A 17,032-nucleotide genomic window follows, 5' to 3' on the forward strand; every position below is an offset into this window, starting at 1 on the left:
CAAACAAGCCACGCCAGGCTTGTTTGTGACTTAGGGCCCGCCAGAAGTCAAGTCGCGTGGTCTGCGCTCGGGAACTGTGCGTAACTCTTGGTAATCCCACGGATCGTTCGCGCGCCTTGACCCGCGGCGGACCCTTAGATGGCCTGATGTTTGCGACTTAGAGGCCGCGCGGATTGGCCATCCACGGGTTGGCTGGTTCCCCGGTGTATTGGTCGGGTTGTCCGAACAAGACAACCCGTGGAGGCCGGTTTCATCATGCGCGCTTTGGAGCCTGAGGTGGTGGATGTGATCTGGGCGGCGGTGGAGCCGATGCTGCCGGTGCGGCCGGTTCGTGACCTTGGCAGGGGGCATCGGCCCCGGATATCGGACCGGCTGTGCTTTTGGGGGATCCTGGTGCGGCTGGCCACGGGCTGCTCGTGGCAGTGCGCGGAGGCGCTGCTGGGATGGCAGGTGTCGGACACGACGCTGCGGTCGCGCCGCGACGAGTGGGTCGCTGCGGGCGTGTTCGAGCGGATCGCGGCCGAAGCGATCGCCGCCTATGACCGGATCGTGGGTCTCGACCTCGATGACGTGTGCATCGACGGGTCCACCCACAAAGCTCCCTGCGGTGGGGAAGGGACCGGCAAAAGCCCCGTGGACAGGCGAAAACTCGGCTGGAAGTGGTCGATCGCGATCGACGGGGCGGGGATCCCGCTCGGGTGGGCCGCCGCGGGCGCGAACCGCAACGACATCATGCTGTTCGACCCGACCGTGGCCGAGATCGAACGACGGGGGCTGCATCACGACACCGAGACCTTGCACCTCGACCGCGGCTACTGGGGCGCCCGCGTCGACCGGTCAGCCGCCGCGGCGGGCATCTGCGATCTGGTGCGGCCCCCCAAACGCAGACCCGGCCACGACGGCCCCGCAGAACCGGTCACAGCGCCGCTGGGGCTGCGCTGGCGCGTCGAGCGAACCAACTCATGGCTGTCCAACTACGGCCAGCTTCTGTTGTGCGTCTGACTTTGCCGCGGAGGGTCCACCGAGGAATGAACCAAGTCTGATCGTGTTCTCGCTGACGCGTGAAGGAGCATCAGATGACTGTCAGCGAGGGTCGGCGTCGACCGAAGAAGCTGTCCGCGGAGACGAAGTGGGAGATCTACTTGCAGGTCGCGGGCGGAGAGATCACCCAGGCCGACGCCGCCCGGAAGTGGGGGGTCGATGTGTCGACGATCATCTCCATCCGCCGGACGGTGAAGGACGCGGCGCTGGCTGCGCTGGCCCGCAAACCGGGTCGCCCGGCCACCGAACGGAACTGGGAGCTCGAAGCGGCCCGGGCAGAGATCGGTCAGCTCACCGAGGCGATCAAGGTCCAAGCGATCGAGTTGGCCATTGTCCGGGGAAAATCCGGCTGGGACTGAACGGACCGGTCCCGGCGAGAGTCCCCGCCGAGGCCAAAGAGCTGGTCCTCAACACCGTCGACGACGCCGTTGCCGCCGGGTTCTGGCACACATGGGCCACCGGTGTGTGGCAGGTCTCCGACGACCGGGTGCACCGCTGGCGGGCCCGCCGACGCGAGCTGGGCACGCTCAGCGACCTCGCCCCGGGCGGCGCGCCGGTGCATGCGGTGCTGGCCGACGAAGTCGCGGAGGTCCTCGCTGTCGCTGAAGAGTGGGGACCGGTCGACCGGTCGCACCGCAAGCTCGCCCACCGCGGTTCCTATGTGGGCCGGGTGTGGGTGGCCCCCTCGACGTTTCGGCGCGTTCTGGCTGCCCACGGGCTTGTGCTGCCCGAACAGCCGCCGACACCACGGCGGCCCAAGACGCCGTGGCCCCACTGGCTGGTCTGGGAACCGAACAGGATCTGGATCTGGGACGTCACCCACTTCGGGCGGGCCCGGCGCTGCGTGTTCGCCATCGTCGACATGGTCTCCCGCTACTGGATCACCACCCTGGTCTCGACCGAGGAGACCTCCACCCAAGTGCGCGTCATCTTCGACCAGGCGCTGCTAGCCCAAGATCTCGACGAGCTGCTCACCGACGACCGCCTCGATCTCGACATCGACGACCCCGACCGGCCGATCCTGCTCGCCGTGTCCGACAACGGCCCGGCCATGACCAGCCACGACACCCGCGCCTACATGGCGATGATGGCCATCGCCCAACACCACGGCCGACCCCACACCCCCACCGACCAAGCCTGGATCGAGAGTTTCTTCGGGCACATCAAGCACGAATGGCCCCACCTCGACGAGATCACCGACCCGGCGTTGCTCGACACAGAGCTGGCACGCATCCGGATCGACTACAACGAAGTCCGGCTGCACGAAGCGCTCGGCTACGTCACCCCCGACGACGAACACCACCAACGAGGAGAACCGATCCGCGAGGCCCGCCGGCAAGGCCTCCAACGAGCCCGCACACGACGGCTCGACCACAACCGCCGGACCACCACCAACAACCCCGAGAACACAGCATGACTTGGTTCATTTCTCAGCCGATCTCCGCGGAAGACTCAGACACACCTCACTTCGACGAAACACCGACCGCAAACCCGAGCACCGCCTCGCCCAACTCGCCCTCGCCGTCGCCTTGATCATCGCCATCAAACTCATCGACCACCGCAACCGCTGGCAACCCCACAACCGCCCAATCCGCTAACGCTCTTAGCCTGAATCCACCGATTGGTTGTTGGTGAGCGCGGGTTTCGCGGGCTGGTGGCGGGTTGGGGTCGCGTCGGGTTGTTGGGGGTGTGGTTTGGTGTGTTTGGGCGTGTTCGGCTAGGGGTGCGGGTGTGGTTTGGGGTTGTCGACGCTGGGTTTGTGTGGGGGCGTCAGTTCCGGGCTGTGCTGTTTAGCCGGAGGGTCCGGGCAGAGCCCTGAGAGCGTTGAGTGTGGCTGTGAATTGTGTTTCCCAGGGCCAGCGGGCGGGGTATCGCAGGGTGGGTGTGCCTGATCGGTTGACCAGCACGGCGGCGAGTGCGACGAGTCGGGTGCGGCGCGAGCGGTTCGTGGCCGCCGGCGCGCCGGCGAGCGTGTCGGTCCAGTGGCCGATGTTGTGGGCGGGTGCGGCGCAGGCGAGCGGTGCGCAGTTCGCTGCGTAGTGGCCTGAGGGGACGTGTTCGAGTCCGGTGCCTTCTTTGAGGTCGCGGATGGCGAGCTCGACCACGGCGTGGCCGCGGTGGAACTCGTCCGCGGCGGCGGTGTCGTGTTCGGTGTTGGCGTTGAATGCGTGGTGCCGCCAGTCGGGCCACAGCCGTCGCTGTGCGCTGTTGGCGAGGCGGGTGCGGCGCACCACGAGACGAACGGTGCGCTTGGCTTTGCCGCGGCCGGTGGCATAGGTCGTCTCGGCGACTTGGGCGTGGCCGTCTTTGGTGTAGTCGATGTCGGCCCACGCGTCGTCGCTGATCGCTTGGATCGCTGTGCGCACAGAGGATCTGAGGGCGACGGTGATCGACCATTTGATGTCGTGGGCGTCGAGACGGTCGATCAGTTTGCGGGACCAGAATCCCGAGTCGGCGCGCACCGTGGTCGGCCCGGTCGCCCCGGCGCGTCGCAGGTTCGCGACGAGCTCGTCGACGAAGCGCGCCACGCCTCGCGACGACCCCGCGGAGCCTTTGCGCATGCGTGCGCCGAGCACCTCGCGGGTGTCGGCGCGTGCAGCGAGCAGCGGGTGATAGCCGAGCATGCTGGTGTAGCCGTACGCGGCTCCTTGTTTTTGTTTGCCGTGGACCTCGCAGACCGTGGAGTCCACATCGACCGTCAGCGGCGCACGGCCCGGGCCTGCTCCCAACTGCCATGCGCGAGCGAGCGTGCGCGACGCCACCGCTTCGAGCTGGCGGACGTGACCGAACGTGAACGTCCGCAAGAACGACCCCACCGTGGACGGCGCCATCGGGGCGAACCCCAGCACCCTCCCGGTGCGCCCGGCGCGCAGCATCTCGACATGATCGATGTGAGTGCCGCCAGCGAGCATCGCGGCGACCACCGTGCAGATCTTCGGGCCTGGGTTCGCGGAACCGGTGCGTACCCACCGCTCGATCAGCCCCAACAGACCCAGACGGTCCATCAGCGTTCCCGCCAGGATCAGGCCCGCGTTGGCCACCAGGCCTTCATGGTCGAACGTCGTTGCGAACCGGTCCAGCCTGCGCGATGATCCAGACACAAAAAGTGCCTCCTGTTTTTGAGACGAATGTGGCTTTCGACATCACAATCGTCGCAGATCAGGAGGCCTTTTTCGCGGACGCGGCAACCCCCACACACCCACCACACCGGTGGATTCAGGCTTAGAGCGTTAGCGGGTTGGGCGGTTGTGGGGTTGCCAGCGGTTGCGGTGGTCGATGAGTTTGATGGTGATGATCAAGGCGACGGCGAGGGCGAGTTGGGCGAGGCGGTGCTCGGGTTTGCGGTCGGTGTTTCGTCGCAGTTGGCCGTAGTTGGACAGCCATGAGTTGGTTCGCTCGACGCGCCAGCGCAGCCCCAGCGGCGCTGTGACCGGTTCTGCGGGGCCGTCGTGGCCGGGTCTGCGTTTGGGGGGCCGCACCAGATCGCAGATGCCCGCCGCGGCGGCTGACCGGTCGACGCGGGCGCCCCAGTAGCCGCGGTCGAGGTGCAAGGTCTCGGTGTCGTGATGCAGCCCCCGCCGTTCGATCTCGGCCACGGTCGGGTCGAACAGCATGATGTCGTTGCGGTTCGCGCCCGCGGCGGCCCACCCGACCGCGATCCCCGCCCCGTCGATCGCGATCGACCACTTCCAGCCTGATTTGCGCCGGTCAACGGGGCTTTTGCCGGTCCCTTCCCCACCGCAGGGAGCTTTGTGGGTGGACCCGTCGATGCACACGTCATCGAGGTCGAGACCCACGATCCGGTCATAGGCGGCGATCGCTTCGGCCGCGATCCGCTCGAACACGCCCGCAGCGACCCACTCGTCGCGGCGCGACCGCAGCGTCGTGTCCGACACCTGCCATCCCAGCAGCGCCTCCGCGCACTGCCACGAGCAGCCCGTGGCCAGCCGCACCAGGATCCCCCAAAAGCACAGCCGGTCCGGTATCCGGGGCCGATGCCCCCTGCCAGGGCCGCCCACCGGCCGCACAGGCAGCATCGGCTCCACCGCCGCCCAGATCACATCCACCACCTCAGGCTCCAAAGCGCGCATGATGAAACCGGCCTCCACGGGTTGTCTTGTTCGGACAACCCGACCAATACACCGGGGAACCAGCCAACCCGTGGATGGCCAATCCGCGCGGCCTCTTAATTCCGCACCGTATTCCGTACTACATTTCGCACACACCCCGCCCTCGTGGGGTTGGCGCGAAACTGTGTTCTCGCAGGTCAGCGAGTTGCTTCTGAGTGACCGCGGAACGCGTTTGGTCGATTCGCGGAACGCGTTGTGGCCAGGACCGGAGGCCAGAGCATCACCTCGTCTTGCTCGAGCCACCGACCAGCGAGAACCACATCGCCATCGACGCCCAGCAGTCGAGCGATGAGCAGATGGCCTGCCTCGGGGACGGTCTCAGGATGACGCAGCGGCCTTGCTTGGGGCACCTAGCTGTCGTTGTCCCGTGTCAGGCTTTTTGAGACAGGTCGTTGTTTGGTGCTGACCTGAAGGAGAACCCTGATGGGCCGTCAGCCCGCCAAGTCCGTGGAAGACAAGACGAGAATCGTGCTGGCTGTGTTGCGCGGCGAGATCACGATCGCGGCGGTGAGGTTCGCTTTGCCGACGATGAGGTCGCGGTCCCAGTGGCCGGGCTCTATACGGTCCTCGACGTCGGCGGGCCGGTCGGCTATCGGCCGGTATTCCCCCAGCGGGCTGGGCTTTTGGGCCTGCGCGACGCTGCGCGGCCGACGGCGCCGGGCGCGCCGCGGCAGCTTCGCCCAGGAGCCGGCGGGCAAGCCGCTGCGCGCGTCGTTCGCGTAGCACGCCCGGTAGATGGTCTCCGGGCACACGCTCATGCCCGACTCGCGCAGGTCCGCCGCGGTCGCGTGCGGGGACCAACGCAGCCCCAAGCGCTCATTGACCGCAGCGGCCAGCACCGCATCGTCCGCAAGCTTCGAGGCCCGAACGCGCCGCGCCCTCGCACACGCCCACGCGTGCGCCGAGCGGGCGTCATAGCCCGCCCGCCCGGCGCAGCGCGCCAGCTCGCGATGCACCGTCGACGGATCACGGCCCAGCCGCTGCGCTACGTCCGCGACGCCGCGGCCCGCCCCGAGCGACGACTCGATGAACACCCGCTCATCCAAACTCAGCCTCGCTGCCATACTGGACACCTCCATCGGTCGGCTGCATGTGTTGGCAACGGTCATCATGACCGTTCACTTGCAACCACCGATGGAGTTCGCCGACGGTCCGACACTGGGTTGGATTTTGGACCGGTTCGAGCCGGTTTGGGGTGGCTCTCCTGGCCGGGAGACTCCCGACGCACCGGAAGAGACAGAGCCTCCGTCAGCCGTCGAAGCTGCTTTACTGGTCTCGTGGAGCGTGTCCTATCGGCGGACGATGTCGCCTCAGCTTTCCCGAGCCTTTTCGACATCGAGCCGCTCGGAGAGCCGGGAGGGTCGGGCGAGTGTTGGCGAGCCACGTCCGAGGAATTCGGCGACGTCGCTTTGAAGGTGCTCGTCCGGCCTCACGATCCACGACGATTCGTCCGCGAGGTTGAGGGCCTGAAGCGCGTCGATTCGCCACACGTGATGAGACTCCATCAGTCCGGGGTCGTTGGGTGCGGCGGCGCGGAGCGTCCATTCCTGCTTGGTGGGCTCGTTGAAGGACCCAATCTCCGCACCGCGCTGCCGCCGGAAGGGCTGGGGCCAGCTCGTGGGGCTGAGCTACTCGCTGGACTCCTGCGGGGCCTGCGTGCGTTGGCTGACGCACACGTCGTTCATCGAGACATGAAGCCTGAGAATGTTGTCCTCGTTGACGGGGATCCTTCGACCCCCGTGATTATCGATCTGGGGCTGTGCCGCCTCGGGCCGGACAGCTCGTTGACGCAGTACCCGTGGTACGGAGGGACAGTCAGATATTCAGCTCCGGAACAGCTCAGATCGGAACCCGCGCTCGATCGAAGCGATGTGTGGGCCGTGGGCCTGATCGCGGTGGAGGCCGTTGCTGGCGTTCACCCATACCTCGGAACTGGTGGCACGCTGCCCGACGACTATCTGGAGATCTTGCGTTCAGAGATGGGAATCCCTCCCTCGATCCGTGGGGGCATTCGGGATCTTCTCTTGCGAATGACCGAGTACGCAGCATACAAGCGACCGGCCGCGCGCTCAGCGCTCGCCGATCTAGCGAAGGAGCAGAGTGGTGAATCTTCCTGAAGGGCTCTGGCTACAACTCTCGGCGAACTATCGGGAAGAGCTTCTGTCACTTCATCAGGAGTGGGGGGAGTCTCCGGAAGGCGCGCCAGGCATTGTTCTTGCGCCGGTTACGACGCACGAGAACTTGGTCGAGACGGCGCGCGCTTGCACAGATGGTCGCGTGTACCTCGACCCGTGTGGCTACTTGTTGGATCGTCAACCGACAGCCCGCGCCCGCCGCTACTTTCCTTGGCTCGCCGGCCTCCACGAAGATGATGAGAGCGAGCCCTCCCCGGCTGACTCTGTTGCCGAACCTGGAGGGGAGAGCGTCGAGGCCGCCGACCCTCCAGCTCAGCGGCGGCCCGAGTCACAAGATGAGTGGCTGTCGTGGATGCGTCGTTCGATCGACCACGCGGCCGCCCTGTTCGTACAAGCTAAGCGCACCCCGAGTGTCTTGGTCTCGCCCTGTCCGATGATCGAGTCCATGGTCACTGATCGAGACATCGATGCAGTCTGCGAGACCTATACCACGCTCGCGGCGGACTACAGCTTACTGATCCCGAGCTTCTGTGTCGGTTCGGAGTTCACCCGGACCGAGCAAGGCATCACCCGGTTGGCCAATGCGTTGATTGGACTTGCGCCGCCGGCAGTGCTTCTTCGCTGCTTCCAGTCTCAACTCCCGCCGATCACAGATCGACTCTACCTAGAGGGCCTAAGGGAGATCGTCCAGGCATGTTCCTCGAACGGCATCACAGTCCTGCTACCGAATAGCGGCTGGGTCGGCTGGCTCGCCCGAAGTTGGGGTGATGTTCACTACTCCTGCGGTGCCACGCAGTCCTCATGGTTCGATCGCGTGCCGACCCCGATGAACCCACCGCCTCAGATCGACCGGATCCACGATGTGCAGCTGATCACGCGACGGGAGTACGACCTGGGCCCGTCCCTCGAAGAGGTTGACGGGTACGCGGCCTGTGGTTGCGAATCTTGCGTGGAGATGGCCGGGGTGTTCACCAAGCCCCTCGCCCGGATGCACCAGTTGCGGGCCGCGAGGGCGGAGGATCTGGCGCTCTCCGGCGTCCCAGCCGGAACGCGGCGTCTATTGATCAAGGGGCGCCTAGCCGACGCGAGCCAGATGTGGGAGCGGCTTCCCGCGCCGCTCCGCCAAGACATCGACGGGGGACACCTCGCGCTCTGGGCAGGACTGGCCTAGCGGTCCCAGGTCCTGGATCAAGCATTCCGCGAAGTAGTGCCGCAGCCACTTGGTTCTGTGGCGGATCAACCTTGCTCTGCACACCACTTCAAGTTCCCCGCTCCCTGCCTGGAGCGTTGCAAGTCCGACACCCAACTCGCGGAAGCGGTCCAGATTGTCTCGCGCGGCCGCTGATCGCGCGGCATCCATCACGACCCAGCTGTAGTCGACGCTCCGCTGTATCCGGAACGCCTGGTGGAGTGCTCGTCGCCAGTCCCTCAGCTTGAGTTCAACCGTGGTGAGCCTCCTTGCCGCTGGCGTCCATGCGCCTGAGCCGCAAACGAGTCCGTCCGGGCGGTTCTCCAGGAGTCCAAGATCGACCAAGCCCGGTAATACCGAGTCGCGCAAGGTCTTGGTGGGGATTCCACTTCGTCTAGCGAGGGTCTCCTGCCGGATCGGCCTTGAGGAATGGACCGCAGTTAGCACCCGGATGTGACCTTGTCCTAGAACCAGCGAGGAACGCTGATGCAGCGCGTCGATCACCGACGGAGAAAGAGTCGCTGCGACGAGATCGGGGACCTTGAGCCCGCCTCGCTGCTCCAGTGTCACGGCGTCGATCGATCCTCCTGTGTGAAGCCGAGGGATCGCCTCCGTCATTGGCTCGGTCATCTGAGCTTCTGACGCAAAGACGCGCTGAGCCGACATCAGTAGCTTCTCCGCCGAGCTATCGGGCCCACTGCGCGAAGACTACTGGACGCGGTAGGCCTCGACAGTACTACGGTCCAAACACGGCGGCGCCGAAGGTGGCGGCGGCTTCGGCTTGCATGCCGGGCATGACGTGTTGGTAGACGGTCATGGTGAAGGCGATGCTGGAGTGGCCGAGGCGTCCGCTGACGACCTTGGGGTGGACGTTCTCCTGTAGCAGGGCAAGCTCTACCGGTGGTTGCAAGTGAGTTGAGTGTAGATGTCGGCGGCTGATTGCCAGTCGTGGAGTCGGCGTGGCATGTGGTTGAGTTTGTCCTCGATGACCGCAAGGCGCAGTTGTCCGATGTCGAGGCTGGTGCCTTTGGGGAGCCATCGGCGCAGCAGCCCGTTGGTGTGCTCGTTGGTGGGCCGTTGCCACGGCGAGCGCGCCTCGCAGAAGAACACCTCGATGCCGAGCGCGGCCTCGACGTCGGCCCAGCGGGCCATCTCGCGGCCTTGGTCCCAGGTGAGCGTGCGCACCGGCCCGCCAGGCTGGCAGCCCAGAGCCGCGGTGACCACCGCGGCGACTTGGGGCGCGCTGTAGCCGTCGGGCAGCGCTGCGGTGACCGTGTAGCGGCTGGTGCGCTCGGCGAGCGTGACCGCAGCGGTGCGGTTCGCTTTGCCGACGATGAGGTCGCGGTCCCAGTGGCCGGGCTCTGCACGGTCCTCGACGTCGGCGGGCCGGTCGGCTATCGGCCGGTATTCCCCCAGCGGGCTGGGCTTTTGGGCCTGCGCGACGCTGCGCGGCCGACGGCGCCGGGCGCGCCGCGGCAGCTTCGCCCAGGAGCCGGCGGGCAAGCCGCTGCGCGCGTCGTTCGCGTAGCACGCCCGGTAGATGGTCTCCGCGCACACGCTCATGCCCGACTCGCGCAGGTCCGCCGCCGCGGCATGCGGTGACCAGCGCAGCCTCAAGCGCTCATCGACCGCGGCGGCCAGCACCCGATCAACCGCCAGCTTGGGCATCCGCGCCCGTCTCGCCCTCGCACACGCCGACGCGTGCGCCGCGCGGGCGTCATAGCCCGCCCGCCCGCTGCAGCGGGCCAGCTCGCGATGCACCGCCGACGGGTCACGACCCAGCCGCCGCGCTGCGTCCGCGACGCTGCGGCCCGCCCCGAACGACGACTCGACGAACACCCGCTCATCCAAACTCAGCCTCGCTGCCATACTGGACACCTCCATCGGTCGGCTGCACGTGTTGGCAACGGTCATCATGACCGTTCACTTGCAACCACCGATGGAGTTCGCGCACCTTTGATGAATACAACTTTAAGCACTATTGAATTCAAGCGCCGATGACAACAATTGGCCCATTGGCTACAATCAATCCCGGGCCGTTTGAAATCACACCGTTGATTGAGTGGAGCAATGAACCCTGAGCGAGATGATTGGCTCAATGTGAAGCTCGCGCAACGTCTACGTAAGCTTGGACTTCTCGAAGACCAGCGAACGCTTGGCGAGTTGGACGCTATCTCGATGCCACTCGAAATCCAGCACTCAATCTTGCGGCATGCAGGAACGCGTGATGCTATTCGGTATTGGATCAACAAGCCCAAGTCACGAACACGGCATACAACTACAGAATTGATAGTAATCCTGGAACAAATGCGGTCTAGTTTGGCGCAGGCAGCTCCGCTTCTCAATAGCCATCTAAATGAAGACTACAGCGTTGTCTTGGCGCGATGCTCTCTGAATACTGCGCGCGAGCTCTATGATGGCGGTCGGCAACACTACGCACACGCCCGCATCGATAACGCCGTCAACTACATGTTGGATGCACAACAAGAATTCTTGTTCGCGCTTTCCACAGGACATCTAGGCAGAACTGAGCAAATGGAAGCTCTGGGAAAATACGCGGTTGCGGTTGCCTTTTCCTCAAGATGGAGAAGAACTGATGCCCGGATTCTGGCTCGAGCACTTCAGTTTCAACATAAATCGATCACGGTTGGCAATACCGACCCCGAAGCGCAACTGTACTTGACGGAGCTGTACGCACAGCAATTTGATGCTACGGGAGACGATGATAACCTTGAAGCAGCTATTAACACGATTGTGGGGCGTCACGCGTTCTTCGCGAACTGCGAACCCAGTCTAGAACACCGCGCCAATCTCAAACTCGCCGAGCTATATCTGAAACGAAGTACATTCCGCAAAGAGACAGATGCGATAGGCTCTAACGAGGATCTGAATGCAGCCCGCGCCTATGCTGACCATACGCAGCCTCAAACGGGCGTAGAATGGGTACAAAAAGCGCTAGTCGAGAATCTTGCCCTCGCGTCGTACTTGGAACCTTGCCCTTTGCATAGCAGACAAATCCGGCTTCCGTATGGATTTCTTACTGAACTGGTTCAGATGACGGATGCGAATCGCGACAAGCTTCGCGGGATAGTCACCGACACGCTCGGTGCAATGCAACGAGATCTGAAAGCAGAAAATCAGCGGCCCAATATCGTTGCACAACAGGTACTCTTTGGCGTCTTACGCGATAGTGCTCTTCGTAATGATGAGTACGCTCGCGGGGACGCTTCGTGGGCTGTGCACATCGCACGCGAGGCTATGGACCTGACCGCAGACCGCTATCTTGAATTCGGCTATGCAGAAGCACTCCTCTTACGTGCGTCGGCTTCACGAGATAGCGAGTTCATGACCGAGGCGGTCAAAGAGTCTGAGCGGCTAGTTGAGACTTACCCCGAATGGCCACTGCCGCGGGTGAATTTAGCTCGAGCGCTCACTCTCGCGTCAGAATTGGGATTCAACGAAGCGCGCGCGTATGATGAAATCGAACCGTGGCATGACGCTGCGACGCAAGTCGTCCAAGCTGCCGAATATCGTCGAACTGACCTCGGCGGCCGAAGTAGCGTCTTTGCGATCGAAGATGCCCGTGGAGATCTTGCGGTTTCACTCGTCTTCAAACCCACAGTGCAAAAGGCGAGTGCAATTAGAGAAGCTGAAGTGCTCCACGCTCTAGATACTGCAGTTGCTCAAGCGAACGTTGCAGATCGCTTTCTGGTGCCTCAGTCTCTCGCTATCGTGCAACTCCAAACCGGTGAATATGTCCACGTAATCGAACGACAAATGGGCACTTTGTTGTCTGATCTAGATCGCGTGTCCGCTGCGGGACACTTGAATGATTGTGTACAACTATTAGCTATTTTCCACCGCACCATCGGCCTCGGTGAGAGAGGTCGCTCCGCGTGGCGAAAACTCAAGGAAGGAGTAAAACTGTGGAGCCGCACGCTTTTTCGCAATTTAGAGGAAGCGGAAGCCTTCGTTAACTTGATGCACCGAGGGTTGCCAGACGACCTGCCACTCGTCAGAAAACGCGACGCCCACGCGAGCAATTGGTCCGTGGACAGCATGGATCGCCTTATCGCTTTCGACTTAGAAGCTGCGTCGTATCTTCCCGTAGGGCACGACCTCGCCCAGCTCATTGAAGACTGCGCGCTCTTGCCTGTTGATGAAGGCGGTTTTGCCGTTCGGCGCGACCTTGTGCGGCGGTACGTCTCGTTCCTGGAATGCGAGATCTCGTCGCGACGCGTTATACAAGCTTATGACTGGTTTGCACTCTTGCGAGCCACTTGGGTCGCATCCTCCGCGAGTGCTTCAAAAGCGCGGCATTCACATGCTCGTCAACTTGCTCGGCATCTCGCGACGCGTTCGAGTGACGAAGATGTGGTGCTGCCAGCAGAAGCCTTGGTCGAGGCCTTAGGACAACCGCTTCATGTCGGTTCGGGCGACTTGGATGCCACCCACCGTCGACGAAGTAAACGCCTATCTACAATTCTTCGGCATCGTGCGCTTGAAGTGGGCTTGGAAATCGATGATGGTGGGTTTGTGGATATTTCCGAGCTGGAAGCTACGGTCGGGTTTTCGGCGGATGAAGTGCGGGCGACTGCTACCCATCCGGCTGAACCACGATTTGAAGTTGATGGTAACCGAATTCGAGCTCTGTACGGTCACTCTATTCCAGTATTGGACCTACCAGATCTAGATGTCGAGATCCCAGAACTATTATTCCATGGAACGTCGTGGACGGCACTCGACGATATCTCGGTTGACGGCCTTCGGCCCATGGGTCGTGAGAAGGTTCACTTAACGGTCAACCCGATCGAGGCCCTCGAAGTTGCCAATCGCCACGAGAGACCTGCGTTACTCGCAATAAGGACGGGTGAGATCGAATCGCTGCAAAGTGTCGCGGACGCGATTTGGACGGCGGACGAAGCACCTTCGGAAACGATAGAAGTCCTTAATCCGTTTGCGGCGATCGCGGAACCGCCAGATTGGCTCACCGACGTTTTGGTCAAATGAATCTGGCAGAAGCCTAGTTTCTTGAGATCTGATGTCTTTGATTGTCGTGCCTGTTTGGCACCCAGTCTTTCACGCAGGTGGCGACGTCGTAGATGAGCTTTGCGGGCCCTTCGCGTTTTTTTGGGATTGGGGCTGCTGGATTCGGCGGGGTTCATGTTAGGAGGAGGCCGCGGGCTTCGAAGTTGGCGTAGTTGGTGAAGCCGTGGGCTCGGCGTCGCAGGACTTGGAGCAGGTTGTTGGTTCGGTCGATGCGTCCGTTGCTGGGCCGCCCTGTGTGGTGCCAGTCGAGGATCTGGTTGTGCCAAGTGAGGAACGTGTCGACGATGCTGCTGAACTCGGGGATGTCGCCGGTGCCGTAGATGTCAGCGAACCGCTCGAGCGCCTCGAGGGCGCCCTTGCGGTCGGTGGCGAGATAGAGGTTGTGCAGCTCGCCGAGCGCGTCCCAGGCTGCTTTGAGCCGCGGATGGGCGGCGAACAACGCGTCGAGGCGTGCCCGCTCGCCGGCGTCGAGCTTGTCGGGCCGGCGCATCAGCAAGAACCGCGCTCGGAACACCTCGGGATCGAACGCTGGCACCGAGCCTTCGGGGCGGCGCTGGATGTCGCGGCGCACCGCGGTCAGGCCGGCTTGGAACCATCTGACGACGTGGAACCGGTCCAGCACATGGCGGGCGTGGCCGAGCCGCGCCTCTATCGCTGCTTTGTACGCCGCCGAGCCGTCGGAGACGACGACCTTCACGGCTTTGCACCATCGGGGCCCTTGGGCGGCCAGAAAGCCGCTGAGCGCCTGGGTGTCGCGGTGGGGCACCATGGCGAGCACCTCGCCGGTGTCGCCGTTGACGATCACCGTCACGTAGCGGTGCCGCTTGCGGATCGAGGTCTCGTCCACCCCCAGCACCCGGCATCTTTGCCGGCGGCGGTGCTCGCCGACCAGCCCCGCCCATGCGACCACCAGCGCATTCACCAGCTTCCAGCCCACCTGGTGGCGTTTCGCTGCCGCGTTGACCGTCATCGCACGGGCGTCTTTGACCAGCCGGCGGGCCAGACGCGCCGTGACGCGGCCCTCGAACCCCTGATGGTCCTCGACGAAGCGGCTGGCGCACGGCTCGCACACCAGCCGCCGCCGCTCCCAGACCAGCGTGGCCGGCCGCCCCGACACCTCCAAGTCCCGCACCTTGTTGTCCCGGCGGTCGTGGACCTTGCCGCTCGGGGTCCCCCAATCGGGACACCTCGGTCGGCGAACAGTCGAGGCCACCCGCACCACCAGCTCCCCGGGCGCGTCGACGATCACCCCCAGCACCTCGGTCCGCGGCAGCCACAGCCGCACCGACATAACATCACGCTTCATCGAGGCCCTCCAGGGTTCGGCGTCCAACAACACCGATCCCCCCAGGGCCTCGACCCCTACAAGCGGACCCTCAACCCACCCTCATCCCAACAAAAGACGAAGAGCCGACTAATCGTCGATTCCGTCCTCGAATCCGTCGTCGCTGATGTAGCGATCCCAGTCGGATGCCCATTCCAAGAAATCGTTCCGGCGCTCGACTTCGAGCCTCTCAAGCTCGCGGTGTTCCAGGTCGTCCATGTCGCCCGCTCTGTAGTCCTCGTAGCGCTCGGAACGGACGGACACACGCTCGAACTGACTCTCTCGACCTCTCTGCTCCAGTTCGAGGTGCATTTGCCGGATGGTCTCGCGGCTCATGTGGTCGGTGTTTGAGGCTGTTGGGTCATTCGATGCGTGCCACATGGATCGTTGGCGCGGCTCATCGTGAAATCGTGCTCTGATCGGTGCCAACCACGATGCCAATCGGTCTTGCGGCACGCTTCGACGTGCGCGAACGCACGCCGAGGGCATCTCGATGCCTTCGAGCCACACGGCTATCGGCGTCCACCCTCCGAACAGCCGAGCGCCGCCTTGGCGCTCCAGCGGATAGCTCAGCGCGCGCATTGCGTCTTCGCCCTCGTCGATTGCACCGTGAGCGGTGATAACAACCGGGCGCGACCCTATGTGTGTGGTGTGACGCGTTTGCGGATCGGTGTCGGCGGCGGGGTCCGGCGGCGGGCGGATCGGTGTCGGTCGGGTTCAGGGTTTGGTTCGGTGCGGGATCCACAGCCGGGGTGTGCCGCGCGGCGGGGAGCGCCGTTTGGGGTGCCGGGTGCAAGAGGCGAGTCGGGGCTGGGCCATGCGACGCGAGTGTCGCGATCTGAGGTGACGCTCGCAAGGAGGTTTCTGCGGGTCCGATGACCTGTGTGTTGTGCGGGGTGCGGTCGACGTCGCTGGGGCGGGGGTCAGTTGATGTGGATGGTTTGGATCCAGTGGGGGATGTCGAGGGTGGGTGCGTCGTCGCCGATGAGGACGGCGATGGTGGTGGGTCGGCCGGGTGGTGGCTGGTCAGGCCAGGGTGTGTGTCCGTCGGTGAGCACGATGATGGCGGTGGGTTTGGTTTGGGCGGCTGTGTTGATGCCGGCGGCCATGTCGGTGCCGCCGCCTCCGTGGAGGGGGAGTTGGCGGGTGTTGGTGATGCGTTGGCGGGCTCGGGTTTTGGTGTCGACGGCGTAGTAGTCGATGTGGTGTCCGGGTGTGACGCGGGTGCAGATGGCGTCGATCTCGGCGATGGCTGTGTTGTGGTCGTCGGGGTCCATGGACCCGGAGGTGTCCATGATGACGGCGAGGTCGGGTATGGGGCGGCTGGTGGCGGGTCGCAGGATCTCGCCGTGGGGGGTGTGGGGGTTGGGGCGTCGTGGGGGTCGGGTCCAGGTGTAGTCGTTGTCGCCGGTTCGGTGGTGGGCGGCGCGGCGCAGAGCGGCGGCGAGAGCTCGGCGCCAGTCGATTTGGGGGTCGAGCTGTTCGTGGGCCCATCGCAGGAGTACTTCGGGGACGGTGTCGGGGTCTTGTTGGTCGTGGTCGAGGGCGTGTTGGGCTGTTCGTCGGCGCAGCATGCGTGCTTGTGTGTCGCTGGGGGTGTGGGGGTCGGTGGGGGGTGATGCCGGTGGCGGCTGATCCGCAGTCGTTGCTGTGGCGGTGGACGTCGCCCGAGCCTTGGTCGAGCCAGGCGACGGCGCCGGTGTCGGGGTCGATGCGGTCGCCGCCGAGGATGCGCCGGTAGTAGGTCTCGGCTGTTTGGGAATCGCCCATGTGCAGCTTCCACGGCGTGAGCCAGTGGTCGGGTAGTTCGGCTGTTTTGTAGGGGAGGCCGTCGAGGAGGTCGTCGTTGATTTCGCAGTCCGCGGCGGCGTTCCATGCCAGCGCCAGGAATGGGTCGGCAATGGTGTGTTGGGCGCGTTGGTGGTGGCCGCGCAGGGCGTGGTTGAGGACGTGCATGAGCTCGACTGCGGTCTGTTTGACGGTGAGGGTGTTGATGTTGGCCGGGTTGGCCCAGATGCGCCAGTGGCGGTCGATGACGACGGTGGCGACGTGGTTGGTGGTGCGCAGCGGGCAGCGGAACAGCGCTGTCATGTAGTAGGGGCAGTGGGTCGCGATCCAGTAGCGGGCGGCGCGCATGCGCCGCAGGGCGGCCTGCTGCACTGCC

The 17,032-nt window shown here is 64.2% G+C and carries 14 protein-coding genes; 6 read left to right on the top strand and 8 right to left on the bottom strand.

What is annotated here, in order from left to right:
• Positions 1-237: 237 nt before the first annotated feature.
• From ACQY5K_RS19080 to ACQY5K_RS19090, 3 genes are all read left to right on the top strand, one after another.
• Positions 238-1,002 carry an IS5 family transposase gene (locus ACQY5K_RS19080; protein WP_428118702.1) on the top strand — a complete coding sequence of 255 codons (765 nt, stop codon included), beginning with the start codon at positions 238-240 and terminating at the stop codon, positions 1,000-1,002.
• Positions 1,003-1,076: 74 nt separating this feature from the next.
• Positions 1,077-1,400 carry a hypothetical protein gene (locus ACQY5K_RS19085; RefSeq protein WP_428114711.1) on the top strand — a complete coding sequence of 108 codons (324 nt, stop codon included), beginning with the start codon at positions 1,077-1,079 and terminating at the stop codon, positions 1,398-1,400.
• Between the two features lie 104 nt (positions 1,401-1,504).
• Positions 1,505-2,458: a transposase gene (locus tag ACQY5K_RS19090; protein WP_428114710.1), complete on the top strand. Its 954-nt coding sequence runs from the start codon at positions 1,505-1,507 to the stop codon at positions 2,456-2,458.
• Positions 2,459-2,831: 373 nt separating this feature from the next.
• On the opposite strand, the gene ACQY5K_RS19095 is transcribed toward ACQY5K_RS19090, so the two are convergent.
• The 3 genes from ACQY5K_RS19095 to ACQY5K_RS19105 all read right to left on the bottom strand — a co-directional run bounded on the left by ACQY5K_RS19095 (position 2,832) and on the right by ACQY5K_RS19105 (position 6,235).
• Positions 2,832-4,142: an IS1380 family transposase gene (locus tag ACQY5K_RS19095; protein WP_428118704.1), complete on the bottom strand. Its 1,311-nt coding sequence runs from the start codon at positions 4,140-4,142 to the stop codon at positions 2,832-2,834.
• Positions 4,143-4,271: 129 nt separating this feature from the next.
• Positions 4,272-5,150 (bottom strand): IS5 family transposase, encoded by an 879-nt coding sequence (locus ACQY5K_RS19100; protein ID WP_428118707.1) that lies wholly within the window; start codon positions 5,148-5,150, stop codon positions 4,272-4,274.
• 452 nt (positions 5,151-5,602) lie between these two features.
• The gene (locus tag ACQY5K_RS19105) at positions 5,603-6,235 is read right to left on the bottom strand and encodes an IS30 family transposase (RefSeq protein ID WP_428118710.1); all 633 of its coding nucleotides are present in this window, start codon (positions 6,233-6,235) and stop codon (positions 5,603-5,605) included.
• On the opposite strand from ACQY5K_RS19105, the gene ACQY5K_RS19110 reads away from it, so the two are divergent.
• Positions 6,122-7,288 carry a protein kinase domain-containing protein gene (locus tag ACQY5K_RS19110; RefSeq protein WP_428118713.1) on the top strand — a complete coding sequence of 389 codons (1,167 nt, stop codon included), beginning with the start codon at positions 6,122-6,124 and terminating at the stop codon, positions 7,286-7,288. The two genes, ACQY5K_RS19105 and ACQY5K_RS19110, sit on opposite strands and share 114 nt — an antisense overlap.
• 463 nt (positions 7,289-7,751) lie before the next feature.
• A complete protein-coding gene (locus ACQY5K_RS19115; RefSeq protein ID WP_428118716.1) occupies positions 7,752-8,477 on the top strand; it encodes a hypothetical protein in 726 nt (241 codons plus the stop codon).
• Positions 8,478-9,231: 754 nt separating this feature from the next.
• Here the strand turns inward: ACQY5K_RS19115 and ACQY5K_RS19120 are convergent.
• Together ACQY5K_RS19120 and ACQY5K_RS19125 are read right to left on the bottom strand one after the other, a co-directional pair.
• Complete coding sequence (locus tag ACQY5K_RS19120; protein ID WP_428118719.1) at positions 9,232-9,405, bottom strand: hypothetical protein; 174 nt, start codon at positions 9,403-9,405, stop codon at positions 9,232-9,234.
• Positions 9,390-10,364, bottom strand: a complete 975-nt coding sequence (locus ACQY5K_RS19125; RefSeq protein WP_428118722.1) for an IS30 family transposase — start codon at positions 10,362-10,364, stop codon at positions 9,390-9,392. The genes ACQY5K_RS19120 and ACQY5K_RS19125 overlap by 16 nt, the downstream gene beginning before the upstream one ends.
• A gap of 201 nt (positions 10,365-10,565) precedes the next feature.
• Here ACQY5K_RS19125 and ACQY5K_RS19130 point away from each other — a divergent pair, with 201 nt between their 5' ends.
• Positions 10,566-13,505 (top strand): RNA 2'-phosphotransferase, encoded by a 2,940-nt coding sequence (locus tag ACQY5K_RS19130; protein WP_428118725.1) that lies wholly within the window; start codon positions 10,566-10,568, stop codon positions 13,503-13,505.
• A gap of 151 nt (positions 13,506-13,656) precedes the next feature.
• On the opposite strand, the gene ACQY5K_RS19135 is transcribed toward ACQY5K_RS19130, so the two are convergent.
• The 3 genes from ACQY5K_RS19135 to ACQY5K_RS19145 form a co-directional block, all read right to left on the bottom strand.
• Positions 13,657-14,850 (bottom strand): ISL3 family transposase, encoded by a 1,194-nt coding sequence (locus tag ACQY5K_RS19135; protein ID WP_428118728.1) that lies wholly within the window; start codon positions 14,848-14,850, stop codon positions 13,657-13,659.
• Between the two features lie 108 nt (positions 14,851-14,958).
• Positions 14,959-15,204, bottom strand: a complete 246-nt coding sequence (locus ACQY5K_RS19140; RefSeq protein WP_428118731.1) for a hypothetical protein — start codon at positions 15,202-15,204, stop codon at positions 14,959-14,961.
• A 587-nt stretch (positions 15,205-15,791) separates the two neighbouring features.
• On the bottom strand, positions 15,792-16,769 hold the full coding sequence (locus ACQY5K_RS19145) for a VWA-like domain-containing protein (protein WP_428118734.1): 978 nt from the start codon (positions 16,767-16,769) through the stop codon (positions 15,792-15,794).
• Positions 16,770-17,032: the final 263 nt, after the last annotated feature.

The sequence above is a fragment of the Candidatus Poriferisodalis sp. genome (assembly GCF_965262965.1).
Taxonomy (GTDB): Bacteria; Actinomycetota; Acidimicrobiia; order Acidimicrobiales; family Poriferisodalaceae; genus Poriferisodalis.